Source organism: Hymenobacter terrigena, from assembly GCF_054776515.1.
Window position 1 is genome coordinate 1 of sequence record NZ_BAAHBU010000005.1, and the last position, 14,538, is coordinate 14,538.

Sequence of the window (14,538 nt, forward strand, 5' to 3'; positions counted from 1 at the left end):
TTTCGTGTTACGCTTGTAATTGCTGCTACTTGCCTTGCGACTTGTAGCCCTTACTATTTGTCTTTTCCAACCATTCAAAGAACGTGTGTCACTTCCAATTGAGGTGACCGTGTGGCCGTTACCAGCCCGTGTTTCTCGCTTCGTTTTCCCTCTCTTGCAATTGGGAGTGCAAAGGTAACTTGTTTTTCTCAGCTTACAAGCGAAAGGTGAAATTTATTTTTTCATTTCGCCTGCTTTGCGACGAGCAGCACTCGGTTAGTGCGATTCGGGGTGCAAAGGTAAGAAACTTTTTCGATTTTCAAACTTATTTCTCAACTTTCGTTGCGGTTATTAAGTTGCTTTTCGAGGCCGTAAATCCGTTTGATTCTGGCGGGCTGCAAAGGTACGGGGCTTTTTTCAAGAAGCAAGACTGAAGAGAAATTTCTTTTTCGCTGCTCTTAATGCCCGCCCCCGTTCGATTTGGGAGTGCAAAAGTACGGATAATTATGGAATGCGCAAGAAGCAGGAGAAAAAGAGTTGAAATGAGTCCGATTTACTAAAGGATTTTGGAATCATCATAAGCCTGCATTTGCACAAAAAAGCCCTGCCAGCATGCTGGCAGGGCTTTTTTGTGCAAATGCAGGCTCGTTATTCGATAACCAGACGAGTGATGGCAGTTTCACCACCAACACGAACCTGAACCGAATAAACGCCGGTAGCAAGACCTGTAGCATCAACCGGAATGCGGGTACCGCCGGCCGTGAGGCTAACGGTCTGGCGGCTCATGGTCTGGCCTAGTGCATTTACCAGCTCCAGCTGGGCAGTGCGGACGTTGCTTATTGCTGGCAGGCTTACAGTAAAGGCCTGGTGAGCGGGGTTGGGATACACGGCCATTTCACCGCCAGCCAGTTTGGCACGTACGCTCAAGCCCTGCAGTGTGGTGAAGGTCAGCGTGGCTGGGCTCGAAACGCCGCCACCTGGATAGTTGGCTACGATGGTAACGGTGTAGACGGTGACGCCCGTGAGACCCGTGAGCACGACCGGCGAGCTGGTAGCCGTGACGGTGACTGGTGAGCCCCCGGCAGCCGTGTAGGTTACGGTGTAGTTGGTAGCACCCGTAGCGGCCGTGAAGTTGATGCTGGCACCCGTAGCCGTTACATTGCTGGCAGTTGCATTGGTTGGGGCAGGGGCCAGCGTAGTAAAGGTAGTCGTGGCAGCAGGCGAGGTCTGGCCCGTACCGCAATTGGTCACGATGCTTACTGAATACTGCTTGCCTGACAAAAGGCCCGTCAAGGTTACCGGCGAACCGGTAGCAGTCTGAGTTTGGGCGGTGCCCCCGGCAGCCGTATAGGTTACGGTGTAGCTAGTACCGGCGCTGGCACCGGTGAAGGTGAGGGTAGCACCGGTAGCCGTGATACTGCCAGCCGTTAGGGCTGTTACGGCCGTGCAGGGCGTCAGGGTGGTGAAGGTGGTCGTAGCGGCCGACGAGGCTTGGCCGTTGCCACAGTTCGTTACCACGCTCACCGTGTAAGCCGTGCCCGAAGTCAGGCCGGTGAGTACCACAGGCGAGCCCGTAGCGGTTTGCGTCTGAGCCGTGCCGCCGGCAGCCGTGTAGGTCACGGTGTAGCCCGTAGCGCCGGCAGTCGGCGCCGTGAACGTGAGCGTAGCGCCCGTGGTGGTGATGCTACCGGCCGTCAGGCCCGTCGGAGCCGCGCAGGGCGTGGTGCCCGTACCCGTCACGCAGATGGTGAATGCGCCTTGCGTGTCGGCCGAGCCGTAGCCGGCCACGGAGATGTAGTAGGTTGTGTTGGGCGTCAGGCCCGTCAGGCTCACCGGCCCGGCCACCGTGTTGTTGGTGGTGCCGGCCGAGCAGCTCACTTGCGTGAAAGGACCCGCGTTGCTGGCGGCCGAGAACACGCGCACCAGGCCGGCGGGGGCGCCGGTCACCGTCACCGTGGCAGCCGTCTGGCCGGCCAGCGTGGTGAAGGAATACCACACGTCCTTGGGGTTGACGGCGATGCCGCAGGTGCCGGGGTTGGCGTAGCCGCTGGCCGTGGTGGTGGTGGCGCCCACGTTGGTGCCGTTGGTGGGCGTGCAGGTGCTGCCCACCGTCAGGGCAATGGCACCGGTCGGGTTGTCGTTGGCCGGCGGGGCCACGGCGGGGCCCGAGGTGAATACCACCGTTACCGGCGTTGAAGTGCCGCCGTTCGAGCAGTTCGTTACAATCGTAACCGTGTACGAGGTGTTTGGCGTCAGGCCCGTGAGGCTGATGGGCGAACCAGACAGCGTACCGGTCGAGGGGGTGCCGGTGCCGGCCGTATCGTTCAGCGTCAGGGTGTAGTTGGTGGCGCCAGCGGCGGCCGTGAAGGTCAGCGTGGCCGTGGCAGTGGTGGCGGTACCACCGCTAGTAACAACCGTCGCGTTGGTTACGCCGGCGCAAGTGGTGCCGGTGCTGCCACCGGTTACGCAGATGGTGAAGGTGCCCGTAGCCCCGCTGTCGTAGGTATAAACGCGCACGTAGTAGGTGTTGCCCACGGTGAGGCCGGTGAGCGTGGCCGTTTCGGTACCGCCGCCCAGGGTGGCATCGGCGCAGCCGATGTTGGTGCTGTTGGCACAAGTACCGCTGCGCACGTCTACCACGGCATCAAATGTGCCGTTGCCCACCACCGTGACGGTGTGCGCCGTGGCCGTGGCCACGAACTTATACCACACGTCGTCGTCGGCATCGCCCGTGAAGCCGCCGCAGACAATGGCCGCCTCCGACTGCGTAGCGCCCACGGTGGTGCCCGTGGTGGCGGTGCAGGTGGTGCCCGGCGTCAGGGTGATGGCACCCGAGCAGTTGTCGTTGGCGGGCGGCGTGGCCGTGGAGGCCGCCGGCGAGGTAAACACGAAAGTGACCGGGGTCGACGTGCCGCCACCCGAGCAGTTGGTGGTGATGGTGACGGTATAAGACGTGTTAGGCGTCAGGCCGGAGAGGGCCAGCGGGCTGGCCGTAATGGTGCCCGTGGCCGGGGCACTGGTGCTGCCCGTGGTGTTCAGCGTTACGGTGTAGTTGGTGGCACCGGCGGCGGGCGTAAAGGTAATGTTCACCGCCGAGGCGGTAGCCGTCGAGCTGGGGTTGGCGGTGGCCACGTTGGTCACGCCCGCGCAGGTCGTACCGGTGCTGCCGCTGGTCACGCAGATGGTGAATGCGCCTTGCGTGTCGGCCGAGCCGTAGCCGGCCACGGAGATGTAGTAGGTTGTGTTGGGCGTCAGGCCCGTCAGGCTCACCGGCCCGGCCACCGTGTTGTTGGTGGTGCCGGCCGAGCAGCTCACTTGCGTGAAAGGACCCGCGTTGCTGGCGGCCGAGAACACGCGCACCAGGCCGGCGGGGGCGCCGGTCACCGTCACCGTGGCAGCCGTCTGGCCGGCCAGCGTGGTGAAGGAATACCACACGTCCTTGGGGTTGACGGCGATGCCGCAGGTGCCGGGGTTGGCGTAGCCGCTGGCCGTGGTGGTGGTGGCGCCCACGTTGGTGCCGTTGGTGGGCGTGCAGGTGCTGCCCACCGTCAGGGCAATGGCACCGGTCGGGTTGTCGTTGGCCGGGGCAGCAGTGGCTCCACTCACGCAGATGGTGAAGGTATCCGTGGTCGTGTCGTAAGTATATACGCGCACGTAGTAGGTGCTGCCCACGGTGAGGCCGGTGAGTGTGGCCGTTTCGGTACCGCCGCCCAGGGTGGCATCGGCGCAGCCGATGTTGGTGCTGTTGGCACAAGTACCGCTGCGCACATCCACTACAGCATCGAAGGTGGCGCTGCCGACTACCGTGACGGTGTGCGCCGTGGCCGTGGCCACGAACTTATACCACACGTCGTCATCAGCGTTGCCCGTGAAGCCGCCGCAGACAATGGCTGGTAGCGACTGGGTAGCGCCCACAGTGGTGCCCGTGGTGGCGGTGCAGGTGGCCCCCGGCGTCAGGGTGACGGCATTCGCGCAGTCGTCGTTGGCGGGCGGAGTGGGTACCACCGGCGTCCCGGTGTCGAAGCGGTAGGTGCGGCCCGCGTCGGGCAGCGCCGTAGAGTTGAAGTTGTGGGTGGTGCCGCTATATACGCCCGAAATGAAAGTTGTAGTTGACCAAGCGGCGGCGCCGGTAGTCTTGTTTGCCAGAACTGTCTGTCCGTTGGCCGAACCAGAGCCTTTGATACCTACGCTTGGGAAACGCGAGATGGCGGTGTTGGCCGAGGCCGTGGCCGTACCGTACACAAACTCAATGCGGTTGGAAGTCTCGTAAAGCTTGGTTTGGAAGGAGAAGTTAGCGTACTGGCTCAGGCGCGAAGTGCCCGACTTGTCGCTCACGTTTTTCCATTGGATGGTACACACCCGGTTGGGCGAGGTGCCGGTGGTGGTTACGCGGTATTCAGGGGTCCCCGTGCCCGCCGTCAGGTCGAAGTTGAACGGCATAATCAGGTTAACGTCGGCAGCGTTGGTGCTGGCAATCGGGTCGACCCCCGTGGCTGTTTGCCCGGTTTCGTACACGCCAAACATGTTCGCCACCGAGGGAGCCGCGCTACCCAAGCGTATCAACCCGTTTGTGTTCAGCACGAACTGTGTAAATGCAGTTCCGTTGTAGTTGAACGTGAAGCCAATGTTTTGGGCAGCCGAGTTGGCATCGTCCGTATTGGCGGTGCTGATGGCGGTGCCCGTCGTACTCAGGTCGGTGTATGTGCCGGCTACGTTGGCAGCGGTGGTGGTGCTGTAGTTCAGCGTCTGGGCCTGCGCTGCCGCGCCGGTTCCGAGCAGGCTGCCCAGCATCAGCGCCCAACGCCGGAGCGTGGGACTATTAAGTAATGGTGTTGTCATGCGGTAAAATGAAATGAGAAAAGGTGGGAAAAGGATTTATGATTATCGGTAATAGTCAGGGGCAACAATCTGAATGGTAATTCAACCTAACTATACCATGTTAAGTATTTTACATGCAGCTGCACAAAGATGGAATGCTCATTCTTCCTTCACAACTATTTTGTGCGAAATACCTGGGCAGAAAAACAAAAAGGCCCTCCGCAAATTGCAGAGGGCCTTTTTCGTGGCAACAGTTGGAATCGAACCAACGACACCAGCATTTTCAGTGCTGTGCTCTACCAACTGAGCTATGTTGCCTTCTCCCCGTAGCGCCTTTAGGTTGCTTAGGGGACCGCAAAGGTACGAAAGCAACGCAACGACGCAAGAACCCGGGCAAAAAAAGTCTGAATAAGTGGGTAGTTTTTAAAAAGTAGTAGGCATGCCGAGTATATTGCAGCCCCAAACGTTTCCAACTGCTTACCTTTACCGCATGTTGCAATCCATCCTCTTTCTACTGCTCCTGGTAGCGGCTTTTGGCTTTTTCACGTGGCAGGTCCGGAAAATCCGGGCCAACATTCTGGTCGGGCGCGAGCGCGACATGAGTGGCAATGCGGCCGAACGGTTTCAGAAAACCCTGCTGGTAGCCTTTGGGCAGCAGAAAATGTTCAAGCGCATGACGCCGGCGCTGTTGCACCTGGTGGTGTACGTGGGCTTTCTGGTCATCAATCTTGAGGTGATTGAGATTGTGGTGGATGGGCTGTTTGGCAACATCTTCGGTTTTCATCGGGCGTTGAAGTTTCTCGGGCCGGTGTATGACTTGCTGATGGCGACCAACGAAATACTAGCTGCGCTGGTGATTGTGGCGGTGGCCGCGTTCTGGTGGCGCCGCAACCGCAACCCGCCGCTCAAGCGCTTCACGGGGCCGGAGCTGCGGCTGTGGCCGAAGATGGACGCCAACATCATCCTTTATATAGAGGTGGCGCTGATGGTGGCGCTGTTCTTTATGAACACGGCCGATTTGAAGCTGCATGAACTGCGCGGCGAAGACCTGCCAGGCACTTTTCCCATCAGCAATCTGCTGGTGGGCCTGTTGCCCGGCAACGAAGGCACGCTGCATGTGCTGGAGCGGCTGGGCTGGTGGATTCACATCACGGGCATCCTGCTTTTCTTGAACTACCTGCCCAGTTCGAAGCACTTCCACATTATCATGGCGTTTCCGAACGTGTGGTATTCGCGGCTGGTGCCGCAGGGGCAGTTTTCGAACGTGGAAAGCATCACCAACGAGGTGAAGGCGATGATGGACCCCAGCTTCGTGGTGCCCCCCGCTCCTACCGCGCCCGATGGCTCAGCCTTGGCTCCCACGCCTTTCGGGGCGAAGGACGTGGACGACCTGCCCTGGACCAACCTGCTGAACGCCTATTCCTGCACCGAGTGCGGCCGCTGCACCTCGGTGTGCCCGGCCAACCTGACGGGCAAGCTACTCTCGCCGCGCAAAATCATCATGGACACGCGCGACCGGATGGAAGAAAAGTATAACTCGCCGCTCATCTTCCGGCCCAATGTGTACGGCGAAGAGGCCAAACACGAGCCCATTACCGACCTGGCCAACGCGACGCTGCTGCGCGGCAAGGTGACGCCCGAAGAACTCTGGGCCTGCACCACCTGCAACGCCTGCGTGGAAAGCTGCCCCGTGAACATCAACCCGCTGGAAAGCATCATTGAAATGCGCCGCTTTCTGGTGCTGGAAGAATCGGCCGCGCCGAACTCGCTGAACGTGATGTTCTCGAACATCGAGAACAACGGCGCGCCGTGGGCTTTCTCGCCGTCGGACCGGTTTAACTGGGCTGATGATTTGTTTGCGGCGGAGAAGCCGGCTGTAGTAGTAGCATAAATCGCCGGTTATGCTGATGAAGGAAGCATCTTATCCCCGCTGCTTTCGCCAAGTTTACTAATTCACTGCGGCGAGGACGTGATAAGGTCCTTCACGCTCAGGATGACAACCGCGTCATTACCACTTCTTATGTCCCCCACTTCCTCTGAAGCTCCCACCAAAAAGCAAATCAACGTTCCCGTCATGGCCGATTTGGCGGCCCGCAATGAGTCGCCCGAAATCCTGTTCTGGGTGGGTTGCGCTGGCGCATTTGATGACCGCTACAAGCGCGTAACGCGTGCTTTCGTGCGCATTCTGGAACACGTGGGCACCAAGTATGCCGTGCTGGGCCTGGAAGAAAGCTGCACCGGCGACCCCGCCAAGCGCGCCGGCAACGAGTTTCTGTTTCAGATGCAGGCCATGCAAAATATCACGACCCTGAACGGCTACGGCATCAAGAAAATCGTGACGGCCTGCCCGCACTGCTTCAACACCATTAAAAACGAATACCCGGCACTGGGCGGCGACTACGAGGTGATTCACCACAGCACGTATTTGCAGCAGCTCATCAACGAAGGCAAAGTGGGCGTGACTGGCGGCGAAAGCTTCAAGGGCCGCCGCATCACCTTCCACGACAGCTGCTACCTGGGCCGGGCCAACAATATTTACGAAGCTCCGCGCGATGTGCTGGCCGCCCTCGATGCCGACCTGGTGGAGATGAAGCGCAGCCGCGCCAACGGCCTGTGCTGCGGCGCCGGCGGCGCCCAGATGTGGAAAGAAGCCGAGCCCGGCAAAAAAGAAATCAACATCGAGCGTACCGAAGAGGCGCTGGCTACCCTCGCCGGCAAGGCCGAGGCACTAGCCAATCTGGCCGGCGTGGAAACCGAAACCAGTGCCCCAGGGGCCCACGATTTGCAGGGCAGCATCATCGCCGTATCGTGTCCTTTCTGTATGACGATGATGAGCGACGGCGTGAAGAACAAGGAGCAGGAAAGCAAGGTGCAGGTGTTTGACCTGGCCGAACTGGTGGCTTCGGCCGAGGGCATCAATGCCTAATTTTTAAGGGTGCGAATGCACCTCTGGGGGTAAGCGGAGACAAGAAAATATGCTTGGCTTCGTTTACCCCCATACCTTTGGAGGATTGTGGCGCTTCCCTTTGGGGAGTAGCCCAATAGCTTCCATTGCTTTAAACTGCTTCCTTATGTACGTCGCCTTCGACCAGCTCCCGCCCGAAGCCCGGGTGTGGATTTACCAGGCCAGCCGCCCACTCAGCGGCCCGGAGATAGTGAGCGTGATGCCCAGCCTGGCCCGGTTCGCGGAGGAATGGACCAGCCACGGCCGCAGCCTGCTGGCCTCGGCGGAGTTCCTGCACCAGCAGTTTTTGGTAATTGGCTTGGATGAAGGCGGGGCCGGGGCAAGCGGCTGCTCTATTGATGCCTCGGTGCGTTTTGTGGCTCAGCTAGAGAAGCAACTGGATGTGGAACTACTGGAAAAATCCCGCCTGGCTTTTTTACAGGCCGGTACGATACAGTTGTTGAAGCGTAGTGAATTGAAAGCCGCCGTAGCGGCCGGAACGATAGGACCGGACACGTTTTATTTTGACAATACGCTAGCGACTAAGGGTGAATTGGATACCCACTGGCCCCGTCCAGCCAGCCAAACCTGGCTGGTTCGCTACTTCGGGCAGGAAGAAAAAAACGGACCGCTTACGTGAATCCTCTTTAAACCTAGTATTATTGCTAACCCAAAAATGCCTAATCGGGAAAATTCCTGATTCCTCCCCTCTCCCTCCCCACACCACCACCCCACTTCACCTATGAGGAAACTATTATTCGTCTGCACTGCGGCTGGCTCTGTCGCGCTCCTGAGCGGCTGTGCCACTAGCGGTGCTATGAGCAAGGGCGACAAGCAGTTCGCCCGTGGCCAGTATGAGCTGGCTATCCCCCTGTACAAGGCCGATGTGGCCAAAGGCAAGGGTGCTGCCATCTCCAACTTCCGCATCGGCGAGGCATACCGCCTCTCGAACCGGATTGAGCAAAGCGAGCCTTACTACAAAGCCGCACTGGACGGTGGGGTGAAAAACGCCGACGCTGGCTTCCGCTACGCCGAGGCCCTGAAAGCCAACGGCAAGTACGACGAGGCCGCGGCGCAGTTTGCGAGCTACGCCACCAGCGGCGGCAACCGCACCCTGGCCGCCCGCGCCGAAACCGAGAGCAAGAACGCCGCGGCCAGCAAGGCCGTGGCCGCTATCAAGAACAAGTACGACGTGATGCCCGTGGACGCGCTGAACTCGGCCAGCTCCGATTTTGGTGGCACGATGGTGGCCGGTACCGGCGACTTCGTGTTTGCTTCCGGCCGTGACGGTAAGAAATACCTCGGCAACGGCGAGAACTTCAACCACCTCTACGCCATCAAGTTCGACAACGCCGCGGCCATGACCGGCGGCACGGTGCGCAAGCTCGAAGGCCCCTTTAACTCCGAAAACAAGCACGAAGCCAGCGCCACCTACACGCCCGACGGCAAGACGATGGTGTTTGCCCGCTCCAACGACGGCAGCAAAAAAGGCTACCTGAGCGTTGACCTCTGGATTTCCTACCTCAAGGCTGGTGCCTGGAGTGAGCCAGTGCTGGCGAACATCAACGACCGCACGGCCGATGATTTCTCCCCGGCTTTCGCGCCGGACGGCACGACGCTGTACTTCGCTTCGAGCCGCAAGGGCGGGCAGGGCGGCAACGACCTGTACAAGGCCACGCTTGGCCCGAATGGCCGCTTCTCGCCGGCTGAAAACCTCGGCGAAAGCATCAACACGGCCGGCAACGACAACTTCCCCGGCGTAGCGCCGGATGGCACGCTGTACTTCGCGTCGGACGGACGTCCCGGCTTGGGCAAGCTCGACCTCTTCATGGTGAAAAACGGCCAGCCCGTGAACCTGGGCGCCGATGTGAACAGCACTGCCGACGACTTTGCCCCAGTGCCGATGGCTGACAACACGGGCTTGTTCAGCTCGAACCGCGCCGGTGGCAAGGGTTCGGACGACATCTATATGTTCAAGAAGAAGCCGCTCAAGCTGGTGACCTTCTATGCCGATGGCACCGTGCTGGAGCACGACGACAAAGCCAAAACCACCCTGCCCGTAGCCGGTGCCACCGTGACGGTGACCGGTGCCAACGGCCAGCGCCAGACCGCTACCAGCGGCCCGGATGGCAAATTCAGCCTGAAACTGGACTCGGTGACCAGCTACAACCTGCTGGCTGAGCGTGCCGGCGACTTCTCGTCGCGCGCCACGCTGAGCACCGTGGGCCGCAAGCCCAGCCAAGACCAGTTGCCCAACCTGAACAATGACATTCAGCTGCCGGTGACCCTGACGCTGAACAAAATCATTCTGGCCAAAGCCATTGAAGTCAAAGACATTCTCTACGACTACAATAAGTACAACATCCGGCCGGATGCCGCCATCCGCCTCGATACGCTGGTACAGACGCTGGTGGATAACCCCAAAATCTCCATCGAGCTGAGCTCGCACACCGACCAGCGCGGCAAGGACGCTTATAACCTGAAGCTTTCGCAGCAGCGCGCCCAAGCCGCCGTTGATTACATCGTGAGCAAAGGCATTTCCAAATCGCGCATCACGGCCAAGGGCTACGGCGAAACCCGTCCCATCGTGCTGAAGCCGAAGACGGAAGAAGAATACCAGCGCAACCGTCGCACCGAGTTCAAAGTGACCCGGATAGCGAAGTAGCCTGAGCACTTCGCTTAGAGTTGAGAAGCCCCCGCAGCTGATGTTGCGGGGGCTTTTTGCTGTCCGACAGGAAGCCATGGGCTACGGTGAACCAAGAGTTTCGGCCAATGCTGAAACGTGGCACAGGTTTTGGAAATAGCTGAGCAGCGGCCGGATTTTCTGGTCGGTTATTTCTCCTTTACTGCAATGAAAAAGGCTCTACTTCTGGCACTGGGGGGTTTATTTACCGCCGTGGCTCCTGCGCTGGCATACCCACCCATGCCGGCCAACGTCAACTTTTCGTCGGAGCGTGGGGTGCCGTTTGGATTGGTCCTTGATGGGCGGCCGCTCACGCGCGGCATGGCCCGGCAGGTACACGTCGACCAGCTAATGCCAGGCCAGCACTGGGCCGATTTCAGCGTGCCCACGGCTTATGGCGGGGCGGTGCGCTTCCGCAGCCGCGTGTGGCTGGAGCCCGGCCTTGAAACTACGTTTGTGCTGGTAACACGGCCCGGCCGGCCGCTCTACTTGCAGCAGGTGAATGCGGTGGCGCTGTACGCGCCCGGGTACGGTGGCAATGGCTACTATAATAATGGCGGCCGCTACAACAGCCCCGCGCCCTACGGCCAAGGCGGTGGCTATGGCAACCAAGGCAGCTATGGGAATGACCCCTACAACAACGGTGGCTACAATGCTGCTCCAATCCCAAACACCGGCCCCAGCTACGGCACCAACCCAAACTACCCGAGCGGGGGCGGCTACGGCAATAACCCGAATTTTCCGAGCGGCGGTGGCTACGGCAATAACCCAAACACCCCCAATGGTGGCGGCTATAACACCGGTCCCACGCCCGGCAACTATCCCGGCACGGCCACAAGCAGCTACCGCAGCCTAGCCCCGCAGGACGTGGATGCGTTGGTAAAAAACGTGCAGGGCCGCATTTCGGAAGCCAGCAAGCTGAGCGCCGCCAAGGATGGCCTGGCCCAGCGCAGCCTGCGAGCCGATGAGTTGAGCCGCCTGCTGCGCACCATCAATTCCGAGGCTTGCCGTATTGATTTGGCTACGTTCGCCTACTCGCACGTCAGCGACCCGGAGAATTTCAACCGGGTGTATGACGTATTCGAGACGGAAAGCGGGGCCAAGGCGGTCGAAGATGCGTTGAACAACGCTTCCCAGCGCTAGGTTGAGTAGCCGCAACTGGACACAAAAAAAGGCGGCTGTCATGATGACAGCCGCCTTTTTTTGTATTCAACAACTGCCTAGCGGAGGCGGTCGGCGCTGCGCACCAGCTGCTCGTCGCGACGGATGAAGCGGTTGGCCAGCAGGTTGAGCAGCAGGGCCAGCGTGGGCAGGTAGAAGGCAATGAGCACCTGGCCTTCGAGCTTGATGTTGAGCAGTTGCTCGCCTTTGGTCTGGAAGTAGAACTCGGCGCCGAGGGTGGCGGTGATGAGGAGCAGGTTGATGGAGCCCAGCATGAGCTGCTTCATGCGGGTGCGGAACTGGAAAATCTCGAAAATAGCCAGCGCGGCCGAGGCGGCGGCCAGTGCGCCGATGAGCCATACTGGCCCGATGCCGGCCGGTACGGTGAGGCCTTTGGCATCGAAACCGAAGGCGGTGAGGATTAATTCCTGGCCGGTGAGACCGTCGACTTTGTGCCACAGAGGCAGCGCCAGCAGGCTTAACATGGCCAGGGCCAGCAAAAGCAAAAACACGCTTTGGATTCTTTGTATCATCTTTGTTGTAGTGTAGAACAGGTCCGGGCCAGTACCCGGGCTGCAAATTTAATCCCATCCGGCGCTTGCGCCGCCATTATTACCTTACGAATGCCAACTGCTTATATCGTGGATGCCGTGCGCACCCCGATTGGAAAATTTGGGGGTGCGCTCAGCAGCGTTCGCCCCGACGACCTTGCCGCCCACGTGCTCCGCGAGCTCATGCGCCGCAACCCTTCTGTTGATAAAGCCGCCGTCGAAGATGTCATCATCGGGGCCGCCAACCAGGCTGGGGAAGACAACCGCAACGTGGCCCGCATGGCCGCGCTGCTGGCCGGCCTGCCCATCACGGTGCCCGGCAATACGGTGAACCGCCTCTGCGCCTCGGGCTTGCAGAGCATCATGGACGCAGCCCGCGCCATCAAGTGCGGCGAGGGCGACGTGTACCTGGCCGGCGGGGCCGAGAGCATGACCCGCGCCCCGTTTGTGATGGCCAAGTCGGAATCGGCCTTCGGGCGCGAGCTCACGGCCCACGACACCACGCTGGGCTGGCGCTTCATCAACCCCAAGCTGAGCAAGCTGCACTACCCCTACGCCATGGGCCAGACGGCCGAAAACGTGGCCAAGCAGTACGGCGTGACCCGCGAGGAGCAGGACCATTTCGCCTTCGAGAGCCAGCGCAAATACGCCCGGGCGCTGGAGAAAGGCCGTTTCCGCAAGGAAATCGTGCCCGTGTTCATTCCCAACCCCAAGGGCGACACGGCCCTGTTTGATGCCGACGAGCAGCCCCGCTTCTCGCCCCTGGAGAAGCTGGCCACCCTGAAGCCCGCCTTCCAGCCCGAGGGCGGCACCGTAACGGCCGGCAACTCGGCCGGCATCAACGACGGCGCGGCGGCCGTGCTCATGGTGAGCGAGGACGCGCTCAAGAAGTACAACCTGAAGCCGCTGGCCCGGGTGGTGGCTTCGGCCGTGGCCGGCGTAGACCCCTCGGTGATGGGTCTCGGACCGATTCCGGCCACCCAAAAGGTGCTGCAACGCGCCGGCCTCACACTGGCCGATATCGACTTGATTGAGCTCAACGAAGCCTTCGCCGCCCAGAGCATTGCCTGCGTGCGCGAGTTGGGCCTCGACATGGCCAAGGTGAACGTGAACGGCGGCAGCATTGCCATGGGCCACCCGCTGGGTAGCTCGGGCGCGCGCATCACCGCCACGCTGCTGCACGAGATGCACCGCCGCGGCGAGGGCATGCGTTACGGCCTGGCCGTGATGTGCGTCGGTGTGGGCCAGGGCGCCGCCGTGATTTACGAGAAGCTGTAGAGCTGTAGAAACCCTTGTAGGGGCGGTGCTTGTCCCCGCCCGCTGTGGCACGACTGTTATAGCGGCGTACACGGCGGGTGGGGACAAGCACCGCCCCTACTTTTTTACGCGCCAATGTTTTTGTGCCAACCCTAGACACGCTGGTATCTAACGGCGGCCCTGGCCCGGCGCGTGGTGGAATAGCGGCCGTACTTTTGCGCTTCATGCGCTACTTCCTGCACCTTGCCTACGACGGCACCAACTACCGCGGCTGGCAAATTCAGCCGGGCCAGCCCACCGTGCAGGCCGAAATCGACCGCTGCCTGACCCAGATACTGCGCCACCCCACCTACTGCCTGGGCAGCGGCCGCACCGATACCGGCGTGCACGCCAGCCACCAGGTGGCGCATTTCGATGCCGACCTGCCCGACACCCTGCCGCTCGATGTGCTGCTCTACCGCCTGCGCCGCGCTCTGCCGCCCGACATTGGCGCGCTGCGCTTGCACCCCGTACCCGACGAGGCCCACGCCCGCTTCTCGGCCGAGGAGCGCAACTACGACTACTTCGTGGTGACCCAGCCCGACCCTTTCCGGCGCGACCAGGCCCTGTTCGTGGACCGCCCACTCGACATTGCGGCCATGAACGAGGCGGCCGGCTACCTCGTGGGGCAGTTCGATTTCACTACCTTCTCGAAGGTAAAGGGCGGCGAAAACCACTACGTATGCTACTGCACGGCCGCCGGCTGGCACCCTGCGCCGGGTGGCTGGCGATTCCACATCCGGGCCAACCGCTTTGTGCGGGGCATGGTGCGCTTGGTGGTGGGCACGCTGCTCGACGTGGGCCGGGGCAAGATTACGCCGCGCCAGTTTCAGGAGTTGCTGTGGGCCCAGCAGCGGGTGGATGCCGGTAGTGCCGCCCCAGCCAAAGGGCTTTTCCTGAGCCGTGTGGAATACGAGCCGGGCGTGGTGCCGGAGTAACGGCTGGCGCGGCTTAACTTGAACGGCGCTGCAGGCAAGGAATTGTTTTTGCGCACTGTAGCGGACCATCCTTGGCACTCCTTTTCACTGCTTGCTTATGCGCCCAACAGCTACTCTGTCGCTGGTGCTGGCTGCCTTGTTCTCACGTCCCGCCCGGGCACAGTAGGG

Annotated in this window: 9 protein-coding genes and 1 tRNA gene; 7 read left to right on the plus strand and 3 right to left on the minus strand. The window is 60.8% G+C overall.

Annotated features, from left to right (window positions below; translation table 11 throughout):
* Positions 1–627: 627 nt before the first annotated feature.
* Complete coding sequence (locus ACYU7Q_RS19225) at positions 628–4,818, minus strand: beta strand repeat-containing protein (RefSeq protein ID WP_460611085.1); 4,191 nt, start codon at positions 4,816–4,818, stop codon at positions 628–630.
* A gap of 224 nt (positions 4,819–5,042) precedes the next feature.
* Positions 5,043–5,115: transfer RNA gene (locus ACYU7Q_RS19230), tRNA-Phe, on the minus strand.
* 172 nt (positions 5,116–5,287) lie between these two features.
* Between ACYU7Q_RS19230 and ACYU7Q_RS19235 the strand changes: the two genes are divergently transcribed.
* From ACYU7Q_RS19235 to ACYU7Q_RS19255, 5 genes are all read left to right on the plus strand, one after another.
* Positions 5,288–6,688: a 4Fe-4S dicluster domain-containing protein gene (locus ACYU7Q_RS19235; RefSeq protein WP_460611086.1), complete on the plus strand. Its 1,401-nt coding sequence runs from the start codon at positions 5,288–5,290 to the stop codon at positions 6,686–6,688.
* Positions 6,689–6,871: 183 nt separating this feature from the next.
* Complete coding sequence (locus ACYU7Q_RS19240; RefSeq protein ID WP_460611412.1) at positions 6,872–7,723, plus strand: (Fe-S)-binding protein; 852 nt, start codon at positions 6,872–6,874, stop codon at positions 7,721–7,723.
* A 145-nt stretch (positions 7,724–7,868) separates the two neighbouring features.
* Positions 7,869–8,381, plus strand: coding sequence for a hypothetical protein (locus ACYU7Q_RS19245; RefSeq protein WP_460611087.1), 513 nt, complete (start codon positions 7,869–7,871; stop codon positions 8,379–8,381).
* Between the two features lie 102 nt (positions 8,382–8,483).
* Positions 8,484–10,406: an OmpA family protein gene (locus ACYU7Q_RS19250; RefSeq protein ID WP_460611088.1), complete on the plus strand. Its 1,923-nt coding sequence runs from the start codon at positions 8,484–8,486 to the stop codon at positions 10,404–10,406.
* Positions 10,407–10,592: 186 nt separating this feature from the next.
* Positions 10,593–11,567, plus strand: coding sequence for a DUF4476 domain-containing protein (locus ACYU7Q_RS19255; RefSeq protein ID WP_460611089.1), 975 nt, complete (start codon positions 10,593–10,595; stop codon positions 11,565–11,567).
* A gap of 77 nt (positions 11,568–11,644) precedes the next feature.
* Here the strand turns inward: ACYU7Q_RS19255 and ACYU7Q_RS19260 are convergent, their stop codons facing one another.
* Entirely contained in the window at positions 11,645–12,118 is a 474-nt protein-coding gene (locus ACYU7Q_RS19260) for a DUF4293 family protein (RefSeq protein ID WP_460611090.1), read from the minus strand.
* A 90-nt stretch (positions 12,119–12,208) separates the two neighbouring features.
* Between ACYU7Q_RS19260 and ACYU7Q_RS19265 the strand changes: the two genes are divergently transcribed.
* Together ACYU7Q_RS19265 and truA are read left to right on the plus strand one after the other, a co-directional pair.
* On the plus strand, positions 12,209–13,414 hold the full coding sequence (locus ACYU7Q_RS19265; protein ID WP_460611091.1) for a thiolase family protein: 1,206 nt from the start codon (positions 12,209–12,211) through the stop codon (positions 13,412–13,414).
* A gap of 203 nt (positions 13,415–13,617) precedes the next feature.
* On the plus strand, positions 13,618–14,370 hold the full coding sequence (gene truA, locus ACYU7Q_RS19270) for a tRNA pseudouridine synthase A (protein ID WP_460611092.1): 753 nt from the start codon (positions 13,618–13,620) through the stop codon (positions 14,368–14,370).
* Positions 14,371–14,538: the final 168 nt, after the last annotated feature.